This is a genomic window from Corynebacterium tuscaniense DNF00037, from assembly GCF_000759055.1.
Lineage (GTDB): Bacteria > Actinomycetota > Actinomycetes > Mycobacteriales > Mycobacteriaceae > Corynebacterium > Corynebacterium tuscaniense.
In genome coordinates this window covers 59,490-83,687 of record NZ_JRNG01000006.1, presented here as the reverse complement: position 1 = coordinate 83,687, position 24,198 = coordinate 59,490, and the positions used below count along the sequence as shown (strand labels likewise).

General features: G+C 60.5%; 28 protein-coding genes. 5 read left to right on the top strand and 23 right to left on the bottom strand.

The window, feature by feature from the left end; genetic code table 11:
- Positions 1 to 197: 197 nt before the first annotated feature.
- From HMPREF2129_RS02360 to HMPREF2129_RS02320, 10 genes are all read right to left on the bottom strand, one after another.
- Positions 198 to 548: a VOC family protein gene (locus HMPREF2129_RS02360; RefSeq protein ID WP_034662596.1), complete on the bottom strand. Its 351-nt coding sequence runs from the start codon at positions 546 to 548 to the stop codon at positions 198 to 200.
- A gap of 163 nt (positions 549 to 711) precedes the next feature.
- On the bottom strand, positions 712 to 1,155 hold the full coding sequence (arfB, locus tag HMPREF2129_RS02355) for an alternative ribosome rescue aminoacyl-tRNA hydrolase ArfB (RefSeq protein WP_034662593.1): 444 nt from the start codon (positions 1,153 to 1,155) through the stop codon (positions 712 to 714).
- Positions 1,156 to 1,186: 31 nt separating this feature from the next.
- Positions 1,187 to 1,498, bottom strand: a complete 312-nt coding sequence (locus HMPREF2129_RS02350) for a putative glycolipid-binding domain-containing protein (RefSeq protein ID WP_269544833.1) — start codon at positions 1,496 to 1,498, stop codon at positions 1,187 to 1,189.
- Between the two features lie 65 nt (positions 1,499 to 1,563).
- Positions 1,564 to 1,806: a hypothetical protein gene (locus HMPREF2129_RS02345; protein WP_034662591.1), complete on the bottom strand. Its 243-nt coding sequence runs from the start codon at positions 1,804 to 1,806 to the stop codon at positions 1,564 to 1,566.
- A 2-nt stretch (positions 1,807 to 1,808) separates the two neighbouring features.
- On the bottom strand, positions 1,809 to 2,054 hold the full coding sequence (locus HMPREF2129_RS02340) for a ribbon-helix-helix domain-containing protein (RefSeq protein ID WP_034662589.1): 246 nt from the start codon (positions 2,052 to 2,054) through the stop codon (positions 1,809 to 1,811).
- 313 nt (positions 2,055 to 2,367) lie between these two features.
- The gene (locus HMPREF2129_RS02335) at positions 2,368 to 2,910 is read right to left on the bottom strand and encodes a DUF488 domain-containing protein (RefSeq protein ID WP_034662659.1); all 543 of its coding nucleotides are present in this window, start codon (positions 2,908 to 2,910) and stop codon (positions 2,368 to 2,370) included.
- A 123-nt stretch (positions 2,911 to 3,033) separates the two neighbouring features.
- On the bottom strand, positions 3,034 to 3,408 hold the full coding sequence (locus tag HMPREF2129_RS02330; RefSeq protein WP_034662587.1) for a hypothetical protein: 375 nt from the start codon (positions 3,406 to 3,408) through the stop codon (positions 3,034 to 3,036).
- 15 nt (positions 3,409 to 3,423) lie between these two features.
- Complete coding sequence (locus HMPREF2129_RS11300) at positions 3,424 to 3,549, bottom strand: hypothetical protein (protein ID WP_257997210.1); 126 nt, start codon at positions 3,547 to 3,549, stop codon at positions 3,424 to 3,426.
- 88 nt (positions 3,550 to 3,637) lie between these two features.
- Positions 3,638 to 4,237, bottom strand: a complete 600-nt coding sequence (locus HMPREF2129_RS02325) for a hypothetical protein (RefSeq protein ID WP_156959217.1) — start codon at positions 4,235 to 4,237, stop codon at positions 3,638 to 3,640.
- A 36-nt stretch (positions 4,238 to 4,273) separates the two neighbouring features.
- Complete coding sequence (locus HMPREF2129_RS02320) at positions 4,274 to 4,768, bottom strand: DUF1707 SHOCT-like domain-containing protein (protein WP_034662582.1); 495 nt, start codon at positions 4,766 to 4,768, stop codon at positions 4,274 to 4,276.
- A 51-nt stretch (positions 4,769 to 4,819) separates the two neighbouring features.
- On the opposite strand from HMPREF2129_RS02320, the gene HMPREF2129_RS02315 reads away from it, so the two are divergent.
- Positions 4,820 to 5,593, top strand: a complete 774-nt coding sequence (locus tag HMPREF2129_RS02315) for a MerR family transcriptional regulator (protein ID WP_034662579.1) — start codon at positions 4,820 to 4,822, stop codon at positions 5,591 to 5,593.
- A 222-nt stretch (positions 5,594 to 5,815) separates the two neighbouring features.
- Entirely contained in the window at positions 5,816 to 6,802 is a 987-nt protein-coding gene (locus tag HMPREF2129_RS02310; protein ID WP_084576449.1) for an NAD(P)-binding domain-containing protein, read from the top strand.
- 22 nt (positions 6,803 to 6,824) lie between these two features.
- On the opposite strand, the gene HMPREF2129_RS02305 is transcribed toward HMPREF2129_RS02310, so the two are convergent.
- Together HMPREF2129_RS02305 and cmtR are read right to left on the bottom strand one after the other, a co-directional pair.
- Positions 6,825 to 8,717 (bottom strand): heavy metal translocating P-type ATPase, encoded by a 1,893-nt coding sequence (locus HMPREF2129_RS02305; protein ID WP_034662576.1) that lies wholly within the window; start codon positions 8,715 to 8,717, stop codon positions 6,825 to 6,827.
- A complete protein-coding gene (gene cmtR, locus HMPREF2129_RS02300; RefSeq protein ID WP_034662574.1) occupies positions 8,714 to 9,073 on the bottom strand; it encodes a Cd(II)/Pb(II)-sensing metalloregulatory transcriptional regulator CmtR in 360 nt (119 codons plus the stop codon). Before cmtR ends, HMPREF2129_RS02305 begins: the two co-directional genes overlap by 4 nt.
- A gap of 377 nt (positions 9,074 to 9,450) precedes the next feature.
- Between cmtR and HMPREF2129_RS02295 the strand changes: the two genes are divergently transcribed.
- A complete protein-coding gene (locus HMPREF2129_RS02295; RefSeq protein ID WP_034662570.1) occupies positions 9,451 to 9,711 on the top strand; it encodes a HigA family addiction module antitoxin in 261 nt (86 codons plus the stop codon).
- A gap of 91 nt (positions 9,712 to 9,802) precedes the next feature.
- On the opposite strand, the gene HMPREF2129_RS02290 is transcribed toward HMPREF2129_RS02295, so the two are convergent.
- The gene (locus HMPREF2129_RS02290) at positions 9,803 to 10,840 is read right to left on the bottom strand and encodes an FUSC family protein (RefSeq protein WP_052092549.1); all 1,038 of its coding nucleotides are present in this window, start codon (positions 10,838 to 10,840) and stop codon (positions 9,803 to 9,805) included.
- Positions 10,841 to 10,932: 92 nt separating this feature from the next.
- On the bottom strand, positions 10,933 to 11,376 hold the full coding sequence (gene arfB / locus HMPREF2129_RS02285) for an alternative ribosome rescue aminoacyl-tRNA hydrolase ArfB (RefSeq protein WP_034662568.1): 444 nt from the start codon (positions 11,374 to 11,376) through the stop codon (positions 10,933 to 10,935).
- Between the two features lie 102 nt (positions 11,377 to 11,478).
- Between arfB (HMPREF2129_RS02285) and HMPREF2129_RS02280 the strand changes: the two genes are divergently transcribed.
- Entirely contained in the window at positions 11,479 to 11,988 is a 510-nt protein-coding gene (locus tag HMPREF2129_RS02280; protein WP_034662565.1) for a DUF1707 SHOCT-like domain-containing protein, read from the top strand.
- Here HMPREF2129_RS02280 and HMPREF2129_RS02275 read toward each other — a convergent pair whose 3' ends face one another.
- Positions 11,989 to 12,687: a YoaK family protein gene (locus HMPREF2129_RS02275; protein WP_232218072.1), complete on the bottom strand. Its 699-nt coding sequence runs from the start codon at positions 12,685 to 12,687 to the stop codon at positions 11,989 to 11,991.
- A 510-nt stretch (positions 12,688 to 13,197) separates the two neighbouring features.
- On the opposite strand from HMPREF2129_RS02275, the gene HMPREF2129_RS02270 reads away from it, so the two are divergent.
- Entirely contained in the window at positions 13,198 to 15,309 is a 2,112-nt protein-coding gene (locus tag HMPREF2129_RS02270; RefSeq protein WP_034662562.1) for a YhgE/Pip domain-containing protein, read from the top strand.
- Positions 15,310 to 15,396: 87 nt separating this feature from the next.
- On the opposite strand, the gene trhA is transcribed toward HMPREF2129_RS02270, so the two are convergent.
- The 8 genes from trhA to HMPREF2129_RS02230 form a co-directional block, all read right to left on the bottom strand.
- On the bottom strand, positions 15,397 to 16,089 hold the full coding sequence (trhA, locus tag HMPREF2129_RS02265; protein ID WP_052092548.1) for a PAQR family membrane homeostasis protein TrhA: 693 nt from the start codon (positions 16,087 to 16,089) through the stop codon (positions 15,397 to 15,399).
- Positions 16,090 to 16,273: 184 nt separating this feature from the next.
- Entirely contained in the window at positions 16,274 to 17,134 is an 861-nt protein-coding gene (locus HMPREF2129_RS02260) for an SDR family oxidoreductase (RefSeq protein WP_084576448.1), read from the bottom strand.
- Positions 17,135 to 17,237: 103 nt separating this feature from the next.
- Complete coding sequence (locus HMPREF2129_RS02255; protein WP_034662556.1) at positions 17,238 to 18,029, bottom strand: ABC transporter ATP-binding protein; 792 nt, start codon at positions 18,027 to 18,029, stop codon at positions 17,238 to 17,240.
- Positions 18,022 to 18,930, bottom strand: a complete 909-nt coding sequence (locus tag HMPREF2129_RS02250; RefSeq protein ID WP_052092547.1) for an ABC transporter permease — start codon at positions 18,928 to 18,930, stop codon at positions 18,022 to 18,024. The genes HMPREF2129_RS02255 and HMPREF2129_RS02250 overlap by 8 nt, the downstream gene beginning before the upstream one ends.
- Positions 18,927 to 19,919, bottom strand: a complete 993-nt coding sequence (locus HMPREF2129_RS02245) for an ABC transporter substrate-binding protein (RefSeq protein ID WP_034662553.1) — start codon at positions 19,917 to 19,919, stop codon at positions 18,927 to 18,929. Before HMPREF2129_RS02245 ends, HMPREF2129_RS02250 begins: the two co-directional genes overlap by 4 nt.
- Before the next feature lie 124 nt (positions 19,920 to 20,043).
- Positions 20,044 to 21,417, bottom strand: coding sequence for a DHA2 family efflux MFS transporter permease subunit (locus HMPREF2129_RS02240; protein ID WP_034662644.1), 1,374 nt, complete (start codon positions 21,415 to 21,417; stop codon positions 20,044 to 20,046).
- A 116-nt stretch (positions 21,418 to 21,533) separates the two neighbouring features.
- Positions 21,534 to 23,564, bottom strand: coding sequence for a bifunctional metallophosphatase/5'-nucleotidase (locus tag HMPREF2129_RS02235; RefSeq protein ID WP_034662550.1), 2,031 nt, complete (start codon positions 23,562 to 23,564; stop codon positions 21,534 to 21,536).
- A gap of 150 nt (positions 23,565 to 23,714) precedes the next feature.
- Positions 23,715 to 24,143 (bottom strand): cupin domain-containing protein, encoded by a 429-nt coding sequence (locus HMPREF2129_RS02230; RefSeq protein WP_034662548.1) that lies wholly within the window; start codon positions 24,141 to 24,143, stop codon positions 23,715 to 23,717.
- Positions 24,144 to 24,198: the final 55 nt, after the last annotated feature.

Sequence of the window (24,198 nt, the reverse complement as noted above, 5' to 3'; positions counted from 1 at the left end):
CATGCCACTTGCCCCATAACCATCCCCATGTACCCCATATTTTCGCGGTTCGGCTGCCTACCCAACGCGGGGGCGACATGCGTGGCGAAGCTGTCCAAGATCTTCCCGTTGACGTCCATGCCCATCCCGGTGGGGATGGTGTTAACGAGAATGTAACCGTGCAACGAGATACCGCCGAGTTCAAATTTAACGTGCAGTTACGCTTCGGGGCTACCCACGCAAAACTCGTTGCCTTCTGGATCCTGCATAACGGTCCAAACAAGTCCCGGTGCCTCATGACGGCCGAGTTCAGTGGCACCCAACATCCTGAGGCGCTCCACTAGGGCTTCGCGTTCAGTGCCGCCGCCGTCGATGTGAATGCGGTTTTTACCGGGGGTGGGGTCGGCAACGCGCGGAAAACCCAGCGCCGGGGTGGAGCCGACCATGACAAAGTCTCCGTAGTCGGCGACAATCTCGCACCCTGTCGCGGAGGGCCAGAATTCGGCGAGCCGAGAGGGATCGTTGCAGTCGAAGGTTATCTGGCGGATAGCGAAAGTTGAGTCACGCATAGTCCGCACCGTATCCGTGCTTCACACTCCACGTCTCGCTTCGTCTTCTTTGAGAATTCGTGGGATGCCCCGAGCCGCCGCACGTTCTCCCCTCAGACATCTGAGCGGGGGGCACGGCTTTTCGGCTGTTGAGGTTCTTTGGTACGAGCCTGCAGGAGTGGTGTTACGGCAGCCGGGGCTTACGCCTCATCGCCTTCAACTCCGAGCGCCGCTTTTTCGCTTCGAGACGGCGCCGCACTGAGCCGCGCGTCGGCTTCGTTTTCCGCCGCGGGGGAGGCGGTGGGGCGAGCGCCTCACGCAATAGGGAGGCCATGCGCTCTCGCGCCTCGGCGCGGTTACGGACTTGCGAGCGCTGCGTCGACGCGCTCACGGTGAGCACAGTGCCGTGCAGGCGGTGTTCGAGGTTGTGGAGGGCGCGGCGGCGTTGGGCGTCGGAAAGCGATGCGCATTCCGCGATGTCGATGGAGAGCTGCACCTTGCTGTCGGTGGTGTTGACGCCCTGGCCGCCGGGGCCCGACGCTTTCGCAAACCGCTCCGTCAGGTCGGCGGCGACGATGACCAGACCCCCAGGGATCCCTGGGCCGGGCGCGATGGTCAGGTCGTTCATACCGCCCAGCTTAGTTAGAGTTGTTTCCGGATCAGACCCGCCGTGCGAGATCAGGGTAGTGTACGACCACTCCGTCACCGTTGACCTCCAACTCGACGTCGACTCCCCTTGTTCCGCTTTCGTATCGGACAGTTTCAGCATCGACGGAGCTGTAGTACTGGTCTGATGTGATCACCTGGAGAGACGGGATATCAATCCAAGCCATGATCAGCTGCGTTTTCGGAACCTGAGTCTCAAGCAGCGTCAAGCGACGAATAGGCATTGTGTTGGTGAGAGGGCACAGACCGAGATCGCAATCGAGTGCGGCGGACCAAAACTCGCCGAGTTTTGAGACACTTGCAATGCCTTGGCGAGCTCATGATTGCTGTATCCGGTAAGCACACCGGGTTTCTTCGAAGATATTCGTGCCTAGTCGAGCAGGGTGCGGTACTGTTTGCGTGCCTTCAGGGAGTGAATGATCGTTTCGGTGCCGTCATCCCAGATGAGTACGACAATCTCGAGTAGTCTCATTGAGCCGTCGAATCCGAGGCGCAGTTCCCTTTGAGGGTGTTCCTCATCGAGTGGGGTCTTAAAAACGCAGCCTGAAGTCGCGGCAGTAACGGAGTCGTCTGGCTTGATGCCGTGTTTCGTGGCGCTTCGGCGTACGTCCATTTCTAAATAGCATTCTTTAGCGCTTCGCGGATTGCCTGAGAGCGTGACCATCCGTTTTCAGCCGCAAACTTGTCGAGGTCCGATATCTCGCCGGGGGAAAGCCGAATGGAGATAACCTTCGCAGCATCTTCGTTTCGAGGTTTCCTTCCACGTCGACGAAGTGTCTCTACGTCGTAGCCTTTCTCGGCTTCGGTTACCCACGCATCGATTTGCTCTTCGCTGACTAGCTTCCCGTTGATAGTTTTCATGCATCTAATCGTAATACGGAAAAGGGCTTGGCGGCTAGGGGGAGGTTATATTCTTTCGACAATCCGTGGACTTCAAGCTCGACGTCTAGGGCCGTGGCAAGTCGGTAGCATGTTTTTCGATTCGACGCTTTGGGGCACTAACGGGGTCCCAGGTGGTTTTCTTAGATTGAGCGGTTCAGATTTCCTAACCTAAAGCTCGTTTGAGCGTGCTATCCGTTGGTGCGCCTCCGATGCTGCTGTTCATAAGGTGGCGGGCTACAAAGGCGTAGATCAGGCCGAGAAGGGTGCAGCCCCCTGGCTTCTGGTGTACGCGCTAGCCCTGCTCGGGGTAGCGCACGAGGAGATCGTTGCCGATGACTGCGCCGTCGCTGAGCGTTGCCTCGCTCACCTTCGCCCCGGCTGCACCCAGGCCCATAATGTGGCCAACCTTGTCACCGTGGGCGATGAGGTGGTCGGCGATGATACGTCGGTGGCAGCGCCACCACACCGCCTCGGCGCACATGATCGCGGTGGGGGTTTCGGCGGCGTTCGCCCGTAGCTGCGAGATCGCGTCCGAGAACTCCTCGCCCAGCGCATGGTCGGCGTAATTGTGGAAGCTGCGGTTACGCCAGTTGCCGTTAACCTCAAACGGCACCGAGTGGGACACGTTGCGCCGCCCGGTGAGGCCCTCGCTTCTGCTGTAAGTGATGCCACATGTGGGAAGGTGTTCGGCAAGGTGGTCGCCGTTGAACCACGGGTACTTCCTGGACCCGGGTAGCTTGCGCACATCCACGATGGATGCCACACCGGCAGCCTTGATCATTTCAGCGAAGTCCTCGAACTCGAGGTTGGAGTGGCCCACGGTGAAGATGCGCATGTCGCCAATGCTACGCGCCAAGCGGTTACACCCACATCGGCGTACAGGTATCGTGCACTGACAGGTGGTCGGACTGGTAGGCGGGGGTAGCAGGCAGTATGTTTGATGCATTCGCACCTGCCTTTAGTGGCATAGATCCGGCTTACCGCTGAATGTCGGGGCCGGGACCGATTGCTTGAATCTCAACGGGTCACCAGGGCGCCGACGAAACCCTGACCTTCCTGTTTGCGGGTCAAAATCCATGAACTCTTTGTTAAAGGAGCCATCTCCGTGCTCGTTGTTGCACCTGTGGTGCTCACGGAACAGCCCGGTGAGGTTTTCGATGCCGGTGTTGGTGTCGAAAAGCATCGCGGCATCGTCATCCGCGAGGTCGTCCAACGTCAGCGCAAGCACCATGGACGCTGCGCCGTCGTTCGACTTCTGACAGTGATCCTCGTACTGCTCGAGAATGGCGAAGAACTGGTCAAAGCGCCGTTGCGCCGGCGTGCGGGGATCCATCTCGCCTTGCAGCTCCTACAAGCGCTCCATGTCGTGCCGGACGTCCTCGAATGCGAGGTTGGAGGGGTCTTTGAACAGTGCGCTAAGCGTGCGCAGCGCCGTGGAAATCTCGTTGACGCACCGGGCGATTTCGCTGGTCATGGCCCCTCCTTCCTGTCAAGAGTGCGGTTGTATGAAAGTGATGAACTCAATCTAACAACGCGTCCGACACAGCCATTCGAAAGGAGGGTTAATTTAGCACTTCAATGCCCATTTTGGCGTTGTCGTTGAGCATGAGCTGGCTGCCGAAGGGCAGGCTCGCGTCGGACGAGTACGAGAAATGGTTAGGTGAAACCCGCAGCCGCACCCGCTTTCCTACGTACTCGTCCCAGCCATTGGTGTAGTCCGAGGTTCCGAAATCCCAATGCTGCACGGATCCGAGGCGAGCGAAAGGGTTTTCTTGGGCGACCTGGCTTCCCGCCTTATTTGCCGTGATGTTGACGGGGGAGTCGAAGGCCAGCACGTAGTACACGTTGTCCGGGTCTTCGTCGTTCGGAGCGGGGCGGCCCTTCCTTGCCTGCTCCGTCGACCACGCTTCCACGTTGCCGGTGACGAGCAGGTCACCGTTCGAGTCGACGACTACCGGCGCGTCTTCCGCAGTATCCGCCGGTGCTTCAGCCTCCCCGCCAGGCTCTGCAACCTCCGCAGACTCCACAACCGCGCCCGAATCCGGGTCCACCCACTGCGTGGACGTGACCACCACGGGCTCGGGCACGCCACCTCCGGCGCAACCCGTAACCACCCCGACAGAACTAGCTACAATAAGCGCGCACGCACGAGGAAAACGCATGCTCCCATTCTAAAAGGAGCGCGCAGGAATTCTCGGCTACTTCCCAAGCTCCTTGCGTCGCTCGGCGGCAAGTTTCAACCGCTCGGCGCGATCAGAACGTTCCTTCTCTAACAGGTCCTCGAGAATCTCGTCCTCCTCGTCGGAGATGTCGAAGACGATGTACCAAGCGACCGCGAGAATGCCCACCACCGGCCACACCACCCAGGCGTAGTCCAGGTCGAACCCAAGTTGCAGCACAAAAAATACCGCCAAACCGCCGATGAGGGTGGTGTAGATCGCGGTGTCCAGCTTCCGCTTCGCTGCGAGTTTCTCATCCAGCTCGAGCTCAGACGGCATCCGCTTCTCCAGTGGGGCCGGTGCGGCCGGGAGGTCGTCGAAAAGCATGGAAAGCTCCCCGCGCGTGCGTGCGACTGCGGCCTGACCTGTGCGTTCTTCGAACTCCCCGACATCCAGGTAACCGTCTGCGAACAGTGTGCCCAGCCGGTCCAGCGCTTCCGAACGCTCGGCGTCGCCCACGCGGACTTCGTCCATGAATGCTCCCAACTTGCACTTACCTCTGCGGCAAGCTGTTCAATCGTAACCATGGTAGATGGTATCGAATACACGATCGGCGAAGCAGCGGAGGCCCTCGGCGTTTCCACCAAGGCGCTGCGCCACTGGGAGGCGCTCGGCCTCATCACACCCGCGCGCACGTGGGCCGAACACCGCGTTTACAGCGAGGCGGACCTCGAGCGCGGCGCGGCCATCGCTCTCTACCGTTGGGTCGGCGTGCCGCTTGCGCAGATCGCGCAGCTTCTCGACGCCTCCGGCGCGGCCCTCACCCGCGCCCTCAAGCACCACCAAGAAGCACTCGCTTCTCGACGGCGCACGCTCGACGCCCAACTCACATCTGTCCAGCAACTCATTGACAACGCAACGAAAGGATCGATCGACATGGACGCAATGAAGAAGTACCTCGGCGAAGATATGCCCGCCTACCAGAAGGAGGCTGAGCAGCGCTGGGGTGATACCCCGGAGTGGGCGCAGTCACAGAAAAAGCTCGCTCAAATGGGCGAAGGTGACTTCAAACGCCTGCAGGAAGAACAGGACGCACTCGCCGCGGAACTGATCGCCGCACGCGATTCCGGCGTGGACCCCGGCTCCGAGGAAACCGAAGCACTGGTGGAGTGCCACCGCGCAAGCATCGCCCAGTGGTACGAGGTGACCCCGGCTCGCCAGCTCATCCTCGCGCGCATGTACGTTGACGACGCGCGCTTCCACGAAGCCTACGGCGGCGCGCAGGACTACCTGCTCGAGCTGGTCACCGCCCACGTGGCGGCCGAAGGTGTGGACGTGGGCAACCCGCAGTGGGATTAGCAACGGAGCAGTAACCCCGCCGTGCCCTGTTGCTTCTTTGGATTTACTTACTATCTTTCGCGGAAAGATTCCTTTGCGCAGATGCGCCTTGGAGTTCAAGTTCAGTGTGTAACGCGGGTGTTAGGGTGGGGATTGTTGACTACTACTGACAAGCTCTCCCCGTTGGTGAATTCGCGGAGACGCAAAGTGGTCGGGCATGTGCCCGATGAGGTGAGAGGCGTCATGGAGCATCACACGGCCGTCGTCGTTGGTGGTGGCCAGTCCGGTCTAGCCACGGCATACTACCTGCGGCGCTACGAAGTGGACTTCTTGATCTTGGACAATCAAGAGGAAGCCGGTGGAGCGTGGTTGCACACGTGGCCTTCACTGACGCTTTTTTCGGCCGCGGAGTTCTCCAACCTGCCCGGCTGGCCTATGCCGCGGTACCCGGGGTACCCGCCGGCACGTCATGTCATCGACTATCTGGAAAGCTACGAACGACGGTACGGCCTCCCGGTTCGGCGCCCAGTGCACGTGCGCAGCGTGTCCCATGAGGAAGGGATGTTCTTCCTAGATACGAGCGCCGGTCAATTCACAGCGGACCACGTTGTCGCGGCCACCGGCACGTGGTCCGCGCCTTTTGCGCCCCACTATCCGGGCACCTTCCGTGGACGTCAGTGGCACTCGTCGACCTACCCCGGCCCCGAACCATTCCGCGGCGCGAAGGTCGCGGTGGTCGGTGGGGCGAATTCGGGTGCCCAGATCGCCGCAGACCTCATTGGGACATCGGAAGTCACATGGTTCACACGTGAGCAACCGCGCTGGATGCCTGACGACGTCGATGGCCGCGATCTCTTTCTCCGCAGCCGCCGCCGGATTCTCGGTGGCGATTCCGGCCCGAACCTCGGGGACCTCGGCGACATTGTCGCGCTTCCTCATCTCCGTGAGCTCCGCAACTCCGGCCAACTCACCGCTACTCCCATCTTCGATAGTTTGAGCGAGCTCGACCACGACCATCTGATCTGGTGCACTGGTTTCCGCCCGGCCCTTGGCCCATTCCGCCACCTCATGCGCGACCGCGAACCAGAAGTGGAGAATCTGCATCTAGTCGGTTACGGCAACTGGACCGGCGACGGATCGGCAACCCTGATGGGTGTCGGGCCCTTTGCCAAACACACTGCCCGGGTAGCCGCGGGCCGTGTCGATGAAGCACGGCAGCATGAGTTTTGAAATGGCGCCAACGTAACTCGACTCAGCGCTTCGCTTGCGCAGCTCGCAGGCCGTTCAAAATCACGATGACTTCGGCGACCTCGTGAACCAACACGACGGCGGCCAGGCCCAGCACGCCGCTGATCGCCAGTGGCATCAACACGATGATGATGGCCAGAGACAGCACGATGTTTTGGTTGATGATCCTGCTGCCTCGGCGGGCGTGTTGCAGCGCCTGCGGGATCAGCCGGAGGTCGTGGCCGGTGAAGGCGACGTCAGCGGACTCGATTGCGGCGTCAGAGCCGGTTGCTCCCATCGCTATGCCCACTGTCGCGCTCGCCAGCGCAGGAGCGTCGTTGATGCCGTCGCCAATCATCGCTGTCGGCGTCTTGGAGGAGAGTTCGGCAACGATGCTTGCCTTGTCCTCTGGACGCAGCTCGGCGCGCACGTCGTCGATTCCGGCGATTTCAGCCAGCGCCCGGGCGGTGCGAGTGTTGTCGCCGGTGAGCATGCTCACTTCCACGCCGTTGGCGTGCAGGGCCTGCGCGGCTTGGGGTACCTCGGGCCGCAGCTCGTCGCGGACCCCGATCACCCCGGCGAGGGCGTTATCGACGGTGACAAGGACGCAGGTCTGGCCCTCGGACTCCATGCGCTCAACATCTGCCTTTAGTGGCCCGGCATCGATCCACCGGGGGCTGCCCACCAGCACCCGTCGACCTTCGACGGTGCCGCCGATGCCATGCCCGGCTTCCTCGCTGATGTCCTGGGCGGCGGGCGCTTCGGGCACCGCTGCCGCGATCGCCGCGGCGAGGGGGTGCGTCGATTGCTGCTCGACTGCCGCCGCGAAGGCAAGCACCTGCGCCCGATCGAATCCGTCTGCCGGGACCACGCCTGTAACCTCGGGCTGGTTGCGTGTAAGGGTTCCGGTCTTATCCACCGCCAGGTGACGGATGCCGCCGAGCCGCTCGAACGCCGCGCCGGACTTGATGACCACGCCGAACTGGCTGGCCGCGCCGATCGCGGCTACGACCGTCAGCGGCACGGAGATTGCCAGCGCGCACGGCGATGCTGCGACCAGGACTACCAATGCCCGGGTAATCCACGTCTCAGGGTCGCCGAGCAGCCAGCCAATCACGCCGACCAGCATCGCCAGGATCATCACCCCGGGCACTAGGGGTTGGGCAATCCGGTCGGCGATCCGGGCGCGGTCGCCCTTTTCCGCCTGCGCCTGCTCGACCAGGTCCACGAGTGTGGTCAGCGAGTTGTCCGTTCCAGCTGCGGTCGTCTCGACCTCCAGCACGCCGGCGGAGTTGATTGCTCCCGCGGGCACCTCGTCGCCGGGTGCAACCTCTTCCGGAATGGATTCTCCGGTGATCGCTGAGGTGTCAAGGCTGGAGCGCCCAGACCGAATGATGCCGTCTGTGGCGATTCGTTCCCCGGGGCGAACAAGCATCAGCTCGCCAGCCACGAGGTCCTTCGCTGCGACCTCGACCGTCGTACCGTCGCGCAGCACCGTCGCGGTCTGCGGTACCAACTTCAACAGTGCCCGCAGGCCGCCCTGTGCCCGGTCCATTGCCTTGTCTTCCAGCGCCTCGGCGATCGAGTACAGGAACGCTAGCGCCGCGGCCTCTCCGACGTAACCGAGGATTACCGCGCCGACCGCGCTGATCGTCATCAGCAAACCAATGCCGAGCTTGCGCTTCGTGGCAAGGTTTCGGATCGCGTCGGGCGCGAACGTATACGCCCCTAGCAGCAGGCCGACCCAGAACAGTACTGTCGCGGGTGTCTCTACCCCGGACCAGTCCAGCGCCAGGCCTATGCCGAGGGCTACGCCGGAGAAGATCGGCAGTAGCAACTCGGGGTCCTTCCACCATGGCCGATCGAGTTCTTCGATCTCTGTGGCGGGTTCGTGTGCGCATCCACACGCCGAGCTCATGCGTCCGCTCCCTTCTCGCCGCAGCCGGGCACCGAGCATTCAGGGTCGATGCACGGGGCGTTTTCGTCGACAGCCAACGTCGCGTTTACCAGCGCGTTGAGCGCTGCCGCGAGGTGCGGATCGGCGATTTCGTAGCGTGTCTTGCGGCCCTCCGGCTCGGCGACGACGATGCCGCAGTCGCGCAGGCAGGTCAGGTGGTTCGAGACGTTCGAGCGGGTCAGGTCCAGGTCGCGCGAAAGCACGGCCGGGTAGCTCGGGCCGTCGAGTAGTGTCATCAGGATTCTGGAGCGCGTCGGATCCGCCATGGCCCGGCCGAGCCGGTTCATGACGTCGAGGCGTGAAGCAATGGTCAGCATGTGCTGAACAATACATCGTGTGCTGAACTATTCAAAATGTGCTGAACTGACAGTTACGCGAAGGTCCTGCGACCTGCAAGAATTAGTCGATGGGATAGCAGATGACTGATCCTTTGTGGTTCGGCTGCCACCCAACGCGGGAGCGACGTGGGCGGCGAGGTTCTCGAGAAAGTAACTTTGCAACTACATACCGTGGAGTTCAAATTTAACGTTTAGCGTTATTGATGCGTCGCGTTATGGGGGTAGCGTGAGTATGATCCAGTCGTTCGCTAGTAAGCGCACTGAGCGTCTTCGGTGGACGGCAGCTGGTCCAGAGGAGGTCGAGATCGTTGACTATCACTGACAAGCTTCCACCAGTGCACCCTGGTGAAATTCTCATGGGGGACTTCCTCAAGGAGATGGGGGTTATCCAGCACAAACTCGCTGTTTCCATCGGCGTTCCACCGCGCCGGATCAACGAGATTATTCACGGGAAGCGGGCTGTTACCGCCGACACTGCACTCCGTTTAGAGAAATATTTTGGGATGAGCCCGCAATTCTGGCTCGGGTTACAAACCCAGTACGACTTGGATGTGGCCGAGGACAAAATCCTCGCCGAGATTGAGCAGATTCAGCCGGTCCAAGCTGCCTCGGCATAGCTGTGGTAGTTCAATCCAAGCCATGATGAGATTCGTCTTTGGAGCCTGCGCTTTTTAACGAGCTTCGGTGCTTCGTGGGTGCTTAGTTCGGTTACTTGTCACGCCGAGGCGATATGGCGATAGGGTTGGCACGCACGTACCCCACAGCGATGATCGTCAGGGCAGCCACCGCGCCAAGCATGGTTTCGGCGGTGCGGGCGAGCAGCATTGGGACGACGGGAGCGGCGTCCACAACTTGCACCATCAGCAGTGCGGTCGGGGTGATGAAGCTGGCAGCGATGGTGTAGTTGCGGGTCACGTACATCTCGGTCAGGTACTGAAGGATGACTATCCACACGACGATCTGCCAGCCCTGCAGCGAGTGTGACAACAGGAAGCCGGTGATGGCGATGCCTGTCAGGGTGCCTAGGACGCGTTCGATGGCGCGGAAGTACTGCATCTTGAACCGGGAGTTCACCAGGGGAGCGGCGGCGGCGACCATGGCCCAGTAGGAGTGGGAGAGGGAATCGATGAGCGCCACGGAAATCAGCCCCAAGGTGCCGGCGAGCAGCGGGGCGAAGAAAAACCGGTTGGCTTCCAGCACAAGGCGCTGGCGTGGTACTCGGCCGGCGTCAGGGGCGCGGGTGGGGACCTCATCTTCTTTCGCATCTCCGCCGGGACCTTCACCGATGAGGTGGGAAACTTGCCCTAGTAGGAGACTCACCAGAGCCGCGCCACCCGCGATGGCGCAGGCGAGCAGGGGATGAACGGGGTTGCTCAAGGAACCGACAGCAGCGATGGAGAAGATGATAAACACGGACCCTGTTGGCTTCATATCTGTAGCTAGTGCAATCGTCGCCCAAATCGACGATGCAAAAGCCGTTACGATCATCAGGATCCACGGGCTGACACCGAACCATGCGATGGTCGCGCCGAGAGTAACCATGAGGGTGAGCGCTACGCCAGAGAGGATGTGGTGCTTCAGACGGGTCTTGCGCGTGGTGTGGCGACCGTACACGCCGGTGAAGGCGCCGAAGTTTGCGTAAATTGCAAGATCGAGTCGACCGAGCGCTAACAGCGTGAACATCGGTATGGCCACGCCGAGTGCGGTTCGGAAAGCCGGAATGTGGTCGCGTTGTGCAGGCCTCATGGTGAAGAGTGGACTGAAATGACGCAACCGTGGCCTCCATGCCTATTGATTGTTGTGACAGCGACACTGTAGCGGGTCGTGCTCGTGGGGCATTAAGGAAGGTCGGGGCGTCGCCTCAAGGATTTGAGTTCTGAGCGCCTCTTTTTCGCTTCACGACGGCGCCTCATCGCGCCCTGCGTCGGTTTCGTTTTGCGTCGCGGGGGAGGAGGCGGGGCGAGCGCTCCTCTCAGCAGGGCAGCCATGCGGTCACGAGCCTCCGCGCGGTTGCGGGCTTGGGACCGCTGTGTGGACACGGAGACGGTGAGTACAGTGCCGTTGAGGCGGCGGCGGAGGTTGTGGAGGACGCGGCGACGGTGTGCGTCGGAAAGCGATGCGCACGTTGCGATGTCGAGGGAGAGCTGAACTTTACTGTCCGTCGTGTTCACACCCTGGCCGCCCGGACCCGATGACCTGGAGAAGCGTTCCGTCAGGTCGGCGGCGGCGATGATGACACCGTCGGGGATCCCCGGGCCGGGAGCGATGGTCAGGTCTTTCATGCCGTCCACTGTACTTTTGGCACAGTAGAAAGGGAGCGGGGCAGGTACGATTGCAGACCTATCCGTTCTGTAGCGAACCGTGTAGAGGAAGGTTTGAGCGATATGACATCACAATTCGATCCGTCCGAGGTCCGTGTAGGCGACTCCGAACGGACGGCCGCGCTTGACCAACTCGGGCAGCATTTTGCCAACGGCTACTTGAACGTTGAGGAGTTTGAGGAGCGAACAGCACGAGCAGCAGTCGCACGGACCCGCGCGGATGTTGCACAACTGTTTGGGGATTTGCCGGATGCGGAAGATGGCCAGAAGGCTCAGATCAGCACAGGCGAACTCGATGACATGCTGGAGCGAAAAAGGAAGCTGGATCGTGCGCTCGGCCTTATTTGGTCGGTCACGATAGCGGTGTTTTTTGTAGGGCTTTTCGCGTTCGATTGGGATTATTTCTGGGTGGTATTTCCCATTGCCGGCTTGGCAACGTGGGGGCTGTACGAGTTCTACGGGATTAGTGGTGAAGAAGACGAAGTCCTCGACAAGATCATCGAGGACGAAGGATTGTCTCGCGCTGAGCGCTTGCGCATTGAGCACAAACGCCGCAAGGAACTGGGGAAGTAATTAGACGGGCAACCCGCGAACACGTCTGCGGTGACGGTTGAGTATCGCCACAGCGGTTCCGGCGCAGAGCAAGCCGGTGACAACCCACACGGATTTCAAGCCAAACACCACGTAGCAGCGACCGCCAAGCAGTGCGCCACATGCGAGGGAGAACCAGAGCGCAAAATTGATCAGCCAGGCGCTGTGAGGCCCGCCGAAGAACGCACCAACGAAGCGTTGAGACATCTTCACCAGGGTGCCAGTCGTATAAGTGAGGGAAATGGTGACTTCACCATCACGTTCAAAGGTGGAGTTCATTGCGCCGACGGTGAAAGCGAGGAAGTAAACCGATAGTCGCTCGTGCCCAAGTGCCAGGAATAGTGAGGAAACACCAGACATTGCGCAGATGAACAGCAGCACGGCTTCCCGCGTTCTGGTGGGGGGTAGGTGCCGGTGGCCAAGCTGACTAATCAAAGCGCCGACGGCCACACCTACGAGGAATGTGATCATGACGCTGCCGGCGATGGACACCACATCCCATTTGCCTGCGTTGACTGCCGCGGTCAGGCGCGTGGTGTTGCCCGACATGAATGACAGGAAGTATCCGCCCAGGTACAAGAAGCCGATCGTGTCTACGAAGCCGGTGATTGAGGACAAATAGATTGCGAGTGCGTGTTCGCCTCTGCGGTATTTGCTCATCATTCCCCCCTTTTTCTTCATTGTTTGATTCTTATTTCGCACATATTAATCATTACGAGTCGTTTCCGCCAAGACTACCGCCGACTTTGGATGCGCAGAATCAGGGGAGGGGACGTGCCAGATAAGTCGCTAAAAAGACGAGTTGAACGGGTGTGTGCGACGCGTATTCCCAGCTAAGATTCCTTCTTGTTATTGGTATTGGTGCGCTCGTTTAACTTGCTTTGGTAGCTAATCTCGTTGGTCTGAATGTAATTTGTTTCCGGTTTGGTGTGGGGGTGGGCGGTGGCTTGGTGGATGTTGGGGGCGCCGATAAGCTTCGAAGCTTTTAAAACGGCGGTGAGCTGCGGGAAGGGCCAATTAAGGGGTGAGCCACCGAAAAAATCTATGGAAGCTGAAAATTTTTCATCCGATACTTCGTAATTCTTCGCGTCCGCATACTATATTCCTCTACAAAGTAATTTGGATCACGTCCTTGTGGTGAGTGTGCTGTTGTACATGATGGCAAGGTGTTGGCAGGAAAGAGGTAATCGTTTGAGCACCGCAGTCATCCCTGAGGGCGACAACGCTTCCCAGGATTCAACTGTTGAGGCTGGGGATATGAATCGCCTGGAACGCCTCCTCATGTGGCGGCCTTTCTCCACGACGGCGCGAACACTTATCATCCTGGCTCTCGTAGTCCCCTTGCTGTTCTCGGGCTTGTTCATGTGGGCCATGTGGGATCCGACTGGGTCCGTGCCGCAGACGCGCCTCGCCGTGGTCAATGAAGACAAGGGAGTGAACCGTGGTGAGGGCGCCGGGCTGGAGAAATTCGGCGACGACGTGGCAAAAGGCTTGACCTCCCGTGACTACCTTGACTTCACGCAGGTCTCCGCGGAGGAGGCCCGTGATGGCCTGCTGAAGGGCAAGTACCTGTTCACGGTGACGATTCCGGAGGATTTCTCTGAAAACGTTGTCACCGTGATTGATCCGGAGCCGAAGCAGGCAGAGATCCTCATTGACTACAACGATTACAACGGCACGAACGGTGCCGTCCTGACCTCGGGCCTTGTTCCGAAGATTCAGACTGAAGTTGCTTCGCAGGTGGCCAAGACCTACGCGGAGCAGGTTCTGTCCGGCATTAATCAGCTGGGTGACGGCATTCGCGCTGCAGCTGACGGTTCGAAGCAGCTTGATGACGGCGTGGGGCAGCTCAAAGACGGCGCCGGCCGCGCGATCGACGGCATCAATCAGCTTGACGACGGCGCGAATCAGCTCCACGACGGCACCACCCGCCTTGTTTCCGGCACCGGTGAACTCAATGATGGCGCATACCAACTCAAGGACGGTCTGAACCAGCTCAGCGACGGCACTGACCGCCTGGCAGACGGTGCTCGTCAGATCGACGAAGGCGTGAACAAGCTTACCGGCATGCTCATCCCCGTGCTGGAAGGAGTAGAAGGGGCCGCTGGGCAGCTGCGCCCGGTCATTGATACGCTGCGCTCCGTCGGCATGCATGAGCAGGCGGACAAAATTGAAAACTCGCTTGGCCGCATCATGCCCGGCAGTGACACCAATGTGGTGAACGACCTCCGGCGCCTGAGCGCGGGTACCGGTGAGCTTCATGCCAACTTGTCTGACCCGAACATGCCGTACCGCAATGGTCTGAACCGTCTGGTGGATGGTGCTAGTCGCCTCGCCGAAGGTACGGACACGTTGAAAGATGGCGCGAATCAGCTTAACGACGGCACGGGGCGCCTCGTCGACGGCACCGGCCAGCTCGCCGATGGTGGTGCGCAGCTCGGTGACGGCATCGGCCGCCTGAAGGACGGTTCGGAGGAACTGTCCACCAAACTGGGCGACGGTGCGAAGCAAGCACCCGCAGTGAAGTCCCTTGATGCCTCCTCCGAACAGATCGCTGTGCCGATCCTGTTCCAGGAAGCAAACCTTCACCCGACGCAGGTTGTTGTTGACCCGGCTGACCCGACCGTGAAGAAGCCGTCCAGCGGTTTCTCCATCCTCGGCCTTATTGTGATCAACTTCCTGCTCATGGCGGTTGTCTCGATTCTATTGCCGCACGCGATTGGACGCCGCCACAAGGCGTCTGGCCCGGTTGGCCCGGTGATGAGCGCGTGGGTCCGCATGTTCGGTATCAACGTGAGTCTGACTGCGCTGCTCGCCTTCGTGTCTGCCTCCCTGGGTTGGCGCCCGAGTAGTTGGATCGTGGCCATCCTCGCACTGCTGATCATCGATGCGGCAGGCACATCCATCTTCCAGTTCTTCCGCATCCTCTTCGGACGCGTCATCGGTGCTCTGTTCAACGTCGGATTCTTTGCCATGGGTCTGTTTGTGGCCGGTGCCGTGTGGCCGCTGTCCACCCTGCCGGGACCGCTCGCAGCCCTGAACCCACTGCACCCGATGAGCCATGCACGCAACCTGTTCGTTCGCTCTGTCGATGGCATTTACGACGGCACGTTCTGGCTCGCCTTCACCGTCCTCGTTGTCGCGGGATTGGTGGCGGTGGGGGCGTCCATCGTGATTTACGACGCTCGCCGCAAGGCCCTGCACATCCAGGACCCGAACGAGAATGAGCGTCAGCGCGAAGAATACGAACGTGAGATCCGCGAAGGTGAAGAGCCACTGGAGTCGGTGTTCTCCCGCAGCTAATCACTGGAGCGCTTAGCTGGAGCTGGAAGTAAACCGTGGTTTCCGTTCATCGGAGCCACGGTTTTCTTGTGCGCTGATGATGGGTGTTTAGGCGACCAGCAGCCAGATCGCCACACAGTGGATCACGGCGGCGACGATGGTCAGCGTGTGGAAGTGCTCGTGGTAGCCGTAATAGCGCGCTTGACGGCCTGGCCATTTGAAGCCGTAAATAGCGGCGCCGAGGGTGTACAGCACACCGCCCGCGAACAGAAGCCACAGCACCGCCGCGTTGCCGGAGCGCAAGAGCGTGGGAATGAGCGGAATAACAATCCACCCCAACCCGACGTAGATGACGGGGGAAAGCCACCGTGGGTGGTTGATCCAGAACAGCTTCAACGCCATGTTGGCCAGCGCACCACCCCACGCCACGGTAAGTGTGATGGCAGCCATCTTCGGGGGCAGCGCGATGAGGCACAGCGGAGTGTACGTGGAGGCGATGAAAACGGCGATCATCGCGTGGTCCGCACGCCGCCAGGATTCGACGCCACGCTGCGTACGCCAGGGGAAACGGTGGTAGGTTGCCGACACCGTGAACAGGGCAGTCAAACCGAGCCCGTAGATGGTTACGCCTAGCGCTTCCCACCATGGGCGCGTCATCCAGGAGAAAGTGATCAGGACAGTCGCCGCGATCGTCGCTACCTGCGCCGCGAAAAGGTGCGCCCAGCCGCGCACGAGTGGGCGTTCACCACGGTCGGCGACCCACCGGGTCTCCTGGACTTGGTCTTTGCTGGTGACGGTCATGTGGACCATTTTAGGACGCGGACGGCAGTTCCGAGTTCGGCACCGTCGCCTGGCGGTGACACATTCTGGGGTGGCAGATCAAAGTTCGCAGCCTTGAGATCGCACAGGGCGCTGCCGATATCCACCACAATATTGCGTGAACTTGTCGCGCATCAGCAGATAAGCGTGGCGTCCTGCGTGCTATCTACCAGACGGACGCGATGCGCACGGCTACATGCGCCAAAGGATCCGGGAACGGCTTGCGCATCCACTTCAGCAGGCGATCTGGCAGGCTCACCGCGTGGTGCTGCACGTACTTGATCCACGGCTGCTTGGAGTAGAGCACCTTGATGGTCTCATCCGCGATGTCGCCCGGGGTGAGGTTGACACCCATGTTCTTCACGGACTGCGCATTCACATTAGCCACTTGGGTGGCGGCCCACAGTGGCATCATGTCGTGGACGCGGATATCGTCCTTGCGCCATTCCACGGACAGAGCCTCGGTGATGCCGTTGACGTAGAACTTCGTGGCCGAGTAGGTAGAAATTTCAGGCTGGCCAAAGATGGCAGATGCCGAGGACATGGAGATCAACACCGCGCCCTTCGTCGCCTTCAGGTAGGGGTGTGCCGCCTGTGCGCCGAAGGTGACGCCAAGGCAGTTAATGTCCAGGATCTTACGGATCTTGTCCTCTGGCTGATCAACCAGCAGGCCATCGATGATGATGCCGGCGTTGTTGAACAGGAAGTCCAGGCGGCCACCGGTCTGTGCGGTGAATTCTGCCAGTGCCTTATCCCAGTTAGCGCGGTCCGCTACATCGAGGTGGCCGGAGATGAGCTGGCCTTCCGGAATATCATCCGTGCCCCACGTGGTGTCCTGCACGTCGTAGGAGCCAACGGTCCACCCAAGGTTGAGCAGGCGCTGCGCCGTTGCCTTACCAATGCCGGAGGCGCCACCGGTGATGAATGCAGCTGGGCGCTGCTTCGCATCCGCCACAAAGTCAGCGGGCTTGACATACGGGACCTCACTGAGGTCTTCATGAAAGGGCTTTGCAAATGGGTTCCACATGCGTTCAACCCTAAAACTAAAAAACGGGCTGTGTGGGCGGAATCACAAAATAATTGCGATTGCCCATCGGGCTGCTCAGCGCGCGCAGCCCGATGGAGAGGAGTTAGCCCAGGAACGCCTTGTCCGACAGCGTTGCGCCCTTGATGTTGGCAAACTCCTGCAGCAAGTCGCGCACCGTGAGCGTCTTCTTCAGGGCCTCATCGGCCTCGTAGACGATTCGCCCCTCGTGCATCATGACCAGCCGGTTTCCCACGCGGAGCGCCTGCTCCATGTTGTGGGTGACCATGAGGGTGGTCAGGCCACCGTCTTCGACGAGGCGTTGGGTTAGCTCGGTCACCAGGGCGGCGCGGCCGGGGTCGAGGGCGGCGGTGTGTTCGTCGAGAAGCATGACCTTGGGATGAGTAAACCCGGCCATGAGCAGTGACAGTGCTTGGCGCTGACCGCCGGAGAGAAGGCCCACTTTGTGCGTGAGGCGATCCTCCAGACCGAGTTCGAGTGTGGCCAGCTGCTCTTTGAAGAAGGTGCGGCGCTTCTCCGTGAGTGCAGGGCCCAGGCCGCGACCTTTGCCCCGTAGGTACGCGAGCGACAGGTTCTCCTCGATAGTCAAGTTCGGCGCGGTGCCGGCGAGCGGGTCCTGGAACACACGCGCGATCGATGCAGCACGCTGGTGCTCCTTCATACGCGTGACATCCTTGTTGTCCACGCGCACCGTGCCGCTGTCCGGGCGCAGGCGGCCCGACACGAGGTTGAGCAGCGTCGACTTACCCGCACCGTTGGAGCCGATGATGGACACAAAATCGCCCTCAGCGAGTGTCAGGTCCACCCCGTCCAGCGCCACGCGCTCATTGACGGTTCCCGGGAAGAAGGTCTTGTGTACGTGATTAATCTCAAGCATGAGTAGCCTTCTTTTCGCTTATCGACGTCTTCTTCCCCGCCTTACCCACACCCTTACCCATCGCCTGGAACTTGGGCAGCAGCAGTGCCAGCACAACGAGGACGGCGGAGACGAGCTTCATGTCATTCGGGTTCAGGCCGACCTGGAGCGCCGCGAAGATGATGAGGCGGTAGAGCACCGCGCCAACCACGACGGCGAGAATGGCCTGCAGCAGGCGGGACTGGCCGATGACGGCTTGGCCAACGATGACAGACGCAAGACCCACGACGATGAGGCCGATACCCATGGAGATATCGGCGAAGCCCTGGTACTGCGCTACGAGAGCGCCGGCAGTACCAACGAGGCCGTTGGACAGAGCCAACGCCAGAATCTTCGTGTTGTCGGTGTTCACACCGAAGGATGTGATCATCGGGTCATTGTCGCCTGTTGCGCGGATGGCCAGACCGAGGTCCGTTTTGAGGAACCAGTACACAATCAAAGCCAGGACGACGACGATGGCGGCCAGCAGCCCAACACCACCCCATGTGCCCATGATCTTGGCGTCACGCAGGGTAGTGAACACCGTGTCTTGGCGCAGCAGTGGCAGGTTCGCCCCACCCATGATGCGCAGGTTGATGGACCACAGGCCGATTTGAGTGAGGATACCGGCCAGCAGGCCGTCGATACCGCCCTTGGTGTGCAGCAAACCGGTGATGATGCCGGCAGCGAAACCAACGACAAAACCCATCGCCGTGGCTGCAAATGGATTCCAGCCAGCAACGATGAGCACTGCGGCTGTACCGCCACCGGTAGTGAAACTTCCGTCGACGGTCAGGTCGGCGAAATTGAGGACCCTGAAGGTGAGGTAGACACCAAGTGCCATAACCCCATAAAGGATGCCTAGTTCAAGTGCGCCGATCATACAGTCTCAGCCTGGTCCTTAATCTCCTGCGGAATGGTGACACCCTGGGCCTTTGCAGCGTCCTCGTTAATGACGTAGCTGTACTTCACAGCCTTCTCAACAGGCATCTTGGCCGGGTCTTCGCCGTCACGCAGGATGCGGATGGCCATCTCGCCGGTCTGCTTGCCCAGCTCCTTGTAGTCAATGCCGATGGTGGCCACTGCGCCGCCTTCTACGGTGCCGGCCTCAGCGCCGATCACCGGGATCTGCTTTGCTTCAGCAGCCTGGACGAGGGAGGAGATGCCGGAGACAACCATGTTGTCCGTGGGCACGTAGAACGCATCCACATCGCCGATCGCTTCAACAGCCTGCGGGATCTCGTTGACGGAAGTCACGGTCTGGGTGACAATCTCCCAACCGCGCTTCTTAGCCTCTTCCTGAGCGGCCTTCACCTGGATTTCAGAGTTGACCTCACCTGAGGAGTACACGATGCCGACCTTCTTGGTCTCCGGCACCAGCTGGGAGATGAGGTTGAACTGTTCATCCAGCGGCGTCTCGTCCGACGTGCCGGTGACGTTGCTGCCCGGTGCGTCCATGGAGTCCACGAGCTGCGCTTCCACCGGGTCAGTCACAGCGGTGAACAGCACCGGTGCGTCCGCGATGTTCTGCACAACTGCCTGCGCAGCTGGGGTTGCCACTGCCAGGACAGCGTCCAGGTTGGAGTTAGCAAACTGTTGGGAGATAGTCAGTGCGGTGGACTGCTCGCCGTTAGCGTTTTGCTCATCCCACGTGACCTCGATGCCGGCATCTTCGAAGGCTTCTTTGAAGCCTGCGGTTGCAGCGTCGAGAGCGGGGTGCTGGACTAGTTGGTTGATGCCAATGGTGTAGGAGCCGTCCTTGCCACCAGCATTATCGCTGGAGCCGCTGGAATCGTTGGAGCAGCCGGCCAAAGCCAGGGTTGCCGCCGCAACAGTGGCGGTCACGGCACGGGAAAATGTGCGTTTGAACATGAGTGAGCCTTCCGGTTCGTGGTCTACCGTCTTCATCGCGGAATGACGTAGACCCTAGCCCAGAACCGGTGTGGCTCATGCGCGAATCAAAGAATTTTATACACTTTTGTGGAAAAATCAGGTTCTAGGAGTTATCGCTCCACGTCCGCGTCTGAGCAAAAAAGAACGCCACCACGACGCCCACTGCCAACACGCCGGCGGGCAGAAGAAGCGAGTGGCTCATCGCCACCGCGAGAGGTTCTCGTGCGACCTGCGCCGACATCAGCGCTGCGATCGCTGCCGAACCAATCACCGCACCTACTTGCCGCAGGGTGTTGTAAATACTTGAACCCGCCCCGGCCAAGGCTGGATTGAGGTTTCGCGTGGCAATCATGGACAGTGGCCCCCACATCATGGAGTTGCCCAGGCCATAGAACACGGAAATCAGCAGCATCCAGTTCGGAGCAATGCTCGGGTGGGTGATCGCCGCAGCCGCCCCAATGCTTGCTGCCGTTACTGCGATTCCGCAGATGGCAATTGGCTTCGGGTCCTTTGTGTTCGTGAGCTTGCCTACATGCGATGACAATGCCCCCGACACCACCCCCGACGGCAAGATCAACAACGCCGCCTGGGTTGGAGTGAGCCCTTGGACATTTTGCACATAAATCATCCACGGGATAGCAAAGGTAGACACTGCGAAGCCGACGCAGGCGATGGTGAGCGAGGCGAGGGTGAAGTTGCGGTCGCGGAAAAGCGAAAGGGGAACGAGTTGATCGCGTGTGGTGCGTGATTGCCACACCATGAATGCGCCGAGCATAAGCACGCCCGCGATGATCAGACCGAGCGCGCGGTAGTCCCAGTTCAGCGCCCTGCCTTCCTGGATACCGAAGATCAGGCAGAACATGCCCGTTGCGGACATAGCGACGCCGAGCCAGTCCAGGCGGCGCGCAGTGAGCGGGAGAGCGGGCACGTGCTTGGCCGCGAGGAAGAGGCCGATGATGCCCACTGGCACATTAATAATGAAGATCCATTCCCAGCCACCAAGATCAACCACGAACCCACCGAGGAGAGGGCCGACGACCGTGGCCACGCCCGCGGTGGCGCCCCACACGCCCATGGCTGTGCCACGTTGCATCGGCGGGAACGTGCGGATCATCACTGACATTGTCTGCGGCGACAGCATCGCCCCGCCGAGGCCCTGGAACGCGCGCGCAATGATGAGCAGTTCCACCGTGCCTGCCAGACCACACGCGAGAGAGGCTAACGTGAATACTGCGAGGCCCAACATGTAGAGGATCTTCGGGCCGAAGCGGTCGCCCAACCTGCCGGTGATAAGCAGTGGCACCGCGTACGCCAGCAGGTAGGAGCTGTTGACCCAGATGACCTCGTTATAGCTGGCGTTTAGATCAGTGGCGATAGCCGGGATGGCCACCGCCACGATCGTGGAGTCAACGAGGATGATGAAAAATCCCAGCATCATTGACCACAGCGCCGGCCACGGGTTGTTTGTCTGCGTCACATTCACTCCTTGCTGCCGCTGTTACCTGCCAGCGGGGTCTGACGGGGGAAATGTACCCCCTTTGAGGGCGGGAGTCGAGTGGTGCGTGCGGGGCCAGAGCTGGCCCCGCAGCAGATTTAAGGCAGCAGTGCCTTGATCTGCTTCTGTATCTCCTCTGCGAAGTGCGGGTTGAAGAAGAAGAGGCCACCGATCAGCGCAGCGATTGCAGCCAGCGCGCCGAAGAAACCGAGCACGCCCTTGGCCGCGGGGGAGGATCCTTCGCCCGGGGTGTCCTGGCCGGAGCCAGCGCCGGTGGTCTTCACCGGGAGGAACACGTTGGTCTTGGCATCGGTGGTGATGCGCAAACGGGCATCGGCAGGAGCGTCGGCGGGGACAGCCAGGGTGACGGTGGCCTTGCCAGCTTCGCCGAGTCCTGGTGCGCCAAGGTCTGCGTCGATGGTGGAGGAGGCCTCCGTCAGCTTCTTTCCGTCTGCGTCTTCGAGGGCCACGGTGACAGTGGTGGCGGTGTCATCCTGGGTATAGATGAGGGAGGACAGGTTGATGGTGTTGTTCTCACCAGTCTTGAGTGGCTCGTCTACCTTGACACCCACGGCAGACTGTCCACGCGGTGTCTTCTCTTCGTCGCTCTTGAGGTACTGGATGAAAGCATCCACGTCCACGAGGCCGATGTTGGTCATCGGGGATCCCTTCTTAAAAGCGTCGAAGCTATCGCCGCCGCTGAGGAGGAAGGTGGAGCCAGCAATGATGTAGTCCTTCGCCGGGTCCAGAGGCTTGCCGTCGATGTTCACCGATGTGATGCGGTTGCCGTGCTCCGCGTCCGGGTTGTAGGTGTAGGACACGTTGTTGGACAGGCCGAGTGCCAGGCGTGGGCGGTCTGCTCCTGGCTTCCACTGCTGCTCGAGGGCTTCCTTGAAATCCGCGCCTTTGATGGTTTTGTAAGAGTTCTCGTTGCCGAAGGGCTGAACGGAGAAGGCCTGCTGGTAGGTAATGTCCCCGGCTGCCAAGTCGTCCCGCACGCCGCCAGCGTTCATCACACCGATGTCAGGTGTGACGCTGGAGTTCGCCGCGATCGACCACTTGGCAGCTTCAGCCAGAAGGTTGTTGAGGGAGGACTCCACACCACGGTTGGAACCGGAGTCTTTGCCCTCGTTTCTACCGCGAGTGAAGGCCTGGTCGATGGTGGCAACCAGATTCTCCCCCTCCGTCTTTGCCTCTGCTTCAGCTGCATCGACGATGGCGGCGATCTCCGGGTACTTCGTATTGCACGCAAGGATCGTTGCATTATCGACGACCTTTGCCTCATCCACCGTCACCTTCTTTGTCGCGCGGTCGATGCTCAGATCGACGTTGGCGAAACCTTGGGAGTACTGGCCAGCCTGCAGGACTACCGGGGTGTCAGTTCCAGTGGGGTTGACGTAGGCATGGGTGTGGCCGAGGAATGCGACGTCGACGTTCGGGAACTTGTCTGGGCTGATGTCGCCTGCGTGGACCAGCGCCACGACGACGTCTGCCTCGCCGGACTCCTTAATCTTCTTGGCCACAGCGTTGGTGGCTTCTACCGGGTCACTCCAGGTTATGCCCGCGATGCCGTCGGGACTCACCAAGTTCGGCATATCAGCGGTGACGGTGCCGATGAAGGCCACCTTCACGCCGTCGAGCTCCTTCATCTCATACGGCGCGGTGCCCTTGACGGTTTCAGCGTTTGCGGCCAGGTATGAAAACGAAGCGTTGGGGATCACACGGTCCGACAGGTCGGCGGCGCCCTTGTCGAATTCGTGGTTACCCACTGCGGAGACCTCGAGGTCCATGGAATTGAGGACGTCGATGGTAGGGGCATCATCAAGCAGCATTGCTTCGAACGGGCTGGCGCCGATGTTGTCGCCGGAAGACGTGAAGATGTGCGCGCCACCATACGGCTCCGCTTCCTTATCAATAGCGCACTTGAGACGCTCTGCTCCGGGAACCGAATTCGCAGGATTGCGGACATCCTCGGCGTACTTGAAACGACCGTGGAAGTCGGTGATGTTGGAAATGGAGATCTTGGCAGTGTCCTCGTCGGCCGACGCCACAGGGACGGTCAGTGCAGTGACGGACAGGGCGCTGATCGTCGCGGTGGCAACGGTGGCGCGCAGGGAACGGAAGCTCATGCGGAAAACCTTGTGTCTAGGGGATGCAGGTCAACCACAGACGCTAAGAACGCAAGGTGTCACGGGAGTGAATCTGACGTGACACTTCAATGAAAAACCGGCTCACATGTTGCGGGCCGGTTGAATCAGAGTGCGATCAGGACGGGGTGTTTACACGCCATCAGTCTCCTGCGGGTCGCTGTCAGCGTCCGCCTTGGTCTCGTGGCGGGTGCCCGGCTTGTGCTCTGGCGGAGCGTAGATGGAGTACAGCTTCGCTGGAACAGAGCCCTCGTTGGTGAAGTTGTGCCACTTGCCAGACGGAACGAATGCCGCCCAGTCAGGGCCGACAACCTGGTCAACTTCCAGGTCGTCCTCGCTGGCGCCGATCATGGCGCGGAGCTCACCAGCTTCGAGGCGCAGGAACTGGTCGTGGCCACCGTGAATCTCAGCACCGATCTCGCCGCCCGGCGGGATCGTCATGACGGTGAGCTGGAGGTTCTCACCGGTCCACAGGGTGTCACGGAAAGCCTCGTTGTCCAGGGTCGCCTTCTCAATGTCGACGACGTATGGGTTTGGTCCTTTGTCGTTACCAGTTGCCATGGTGTCCTCCTTGGGTGACGAATAATCAGGCACGTTCCATGGTAGTCCTGTTCTC

Bases quoted from the DNA above. Each gene is read 5' to 3' on its own strand.
- HMPREF2129_RS02275 (WP_232218072.1), bottom strand. From the start codon at position 12,687: ATGAAGAAAAAGGGGGGAATGATGAGCAAATACCGCAGAGGCGAACAC.
- HMPREF2129_RS02310 (WP_084576449.1), top strand. From the start codon at position 5,816: ATGGAGCATCACACGGCCGTCGTCGTTGGTGGTGGCCAGTCCGGTCTA.
- HMPREF2129_RS02230 (WP_034662548.1), bottom strand. From the start codon at position 24,143: ATGGCAACTGGTAACGACAAAGGACCAAACCCATACGTCGTCGACATT.
- HMPREF2129_RS02235 (WP_034662550.1), bottom strand. From the start codon at position 23,564: ATGAGCTTCCGTTCCCTGCGCGCCACCGTTGCCACCGCGACGATCAGC.
- HMPREF2129_RS02335 (WP_034662659.1), bottom strand. From the start codon at position 2,910: ATGCGCATCTTCACCGTGGGCCACTCCAACCTCGAGTTCGAGGACTTC.
- HMPREF2129_RS02250 (WP_052092547.1), bottom strand. From the start codon at position 18,930: ATGATCGGCGCACTTGAACTAGGCATCCTTTATGGGGTTATGGCACTT.
- arfB (WP_034662568.1), bottom strand. From the start codon at position 11,376: ATGAAAGACCTGACCATCGCTCCCGGCCCGGGGATCCCCGACGGTGTC.
- HMPREF2129_RS02360 (WP_034662596.1), bottom strand. From the start codon at position 548: ATGCGTGACTCAACTTTCGCTATCCGCCAGATAACCTTCGACTGCAAC.
- HMPREF2129_RS02330 (WP_034662587.1), bottom strand. From the start codon at position 3,408: ATGGATCCCCGCACGCCGGCGCAACGGCGCTTTGACCAGTTCTTCGCC.
- HMPREF2129_RS02345 (WP_034662591.1), bottom strand. From the start codon at position 1,806: ATGGACGTACGCCGAAGCGCCACGAAACACGGCATCAAGCCAGACGAC.
- HMPREF2129_RS02325 (WP_156959217.1), bottom strand. From the start codon at position 4,237: ATGCGTTTTCCTCGTGCGTGCGCGCTTATTGTAGCTAGTTCTGTCGGG.
- HMPREF2129_RS02280 (WP_034662565.1), top strand. From the start codon at position 11,479: ATGACATCACAATTCGATCCGTCCGAGGTCCGTGTAGGCGACTCCGAA.
- cmtR (WP_034662574.1), bottom strand. From the start codon at position 9,073: ATGCTGACCATTGCTTCACGCCTCGACGTCATGAACCGGCTCGGCCGG.
- HMPREF2129_RS02305 (WP_034662576.1), bottom strand. From the start codon at position 8,717: ATGAGCTCGGCGTGTGGATGCGCACACGAACCCGCCACAGAGATCGAA.
- arfB (WP_034662593.1), bottom strand. From the start codon at position 1,155: ATGAACGACCTGACCATCGCGCCCGGCCCAGGGATCCCTGGGGGTCTG.
- HMPREF2129_RS11300 (WP_257997210.1), bottom strand. From the start codon at position 3,549: ATGACCAGCGAAATCGCCCGGTGCGTCAACGAGATTTCCACGGCGCTG.
- HMPREF2129_RS02260 (WP_084576448.1), bottom strand. From the start codon at position 17,134: ATGTGGAACCCATTTGCAAAGCCCTTTCATGAAGACCTCAGTGAGGTC.
- HMPREF2129_RS02315 (WP_034662579.1), top strand. From the start codon at position 4,820: ATGGTAGATGGTATCGAATACACGATCGGCGAAGCAGCGGAGGCCCTC.
- HMPREF2129_RS02320 (WP_034662582.1), bottom strand. From the start codon at position 4,768: ATGGACGAAGTCCGCGTGGGCGACGCCGAGCGTTCGGAAGCGCTGGAC.
- HMPREF2129_RS02245 (WP_034662553.1), bottom strand. From the start codon at position 19,919: ATGTTCAAACGCACATTTTCCCGTGCCGTGACCGCCACTGTTGCGGCG.
- HMPREF2129_RS02290 (WP_052092549.1), bottom strand. From the start codon at position 10,840: ATGAGGCCTGCACAACGCGACCACATTCCGGCTTTCCGAACCGCACTC.
- trhA (WP_052092548.1), bottom strand. From the start codon at position 16,089: ATGACCGTCACCAGCAAAGACCAAGTCCAGGAGACCCGGTGGGTCGCC.
- HMPREF2129_RS02340 (WP_034662589.1), bottom strand. From the start codon at position 2,054: ATGAAAACTATCAACGGGAAGCTAGTCAGCGAAGAGCAAATCGATGCG.
- HMPREF2129_RS02255 (WP_034662556.1), bottom strand. From the start codon at position 18,029: ATGCTTGAGATTAATCACGTACACAAGACCTTCTTCCCGGGAACCGTC.
- HMPREF2129_RS02295 (WP_034662570.1), top strand. From the start codon at position 9,451: ATGGGGGACTTCCTCAAGGAGATGGGGGTTATCCAGCACAAACTCGCT.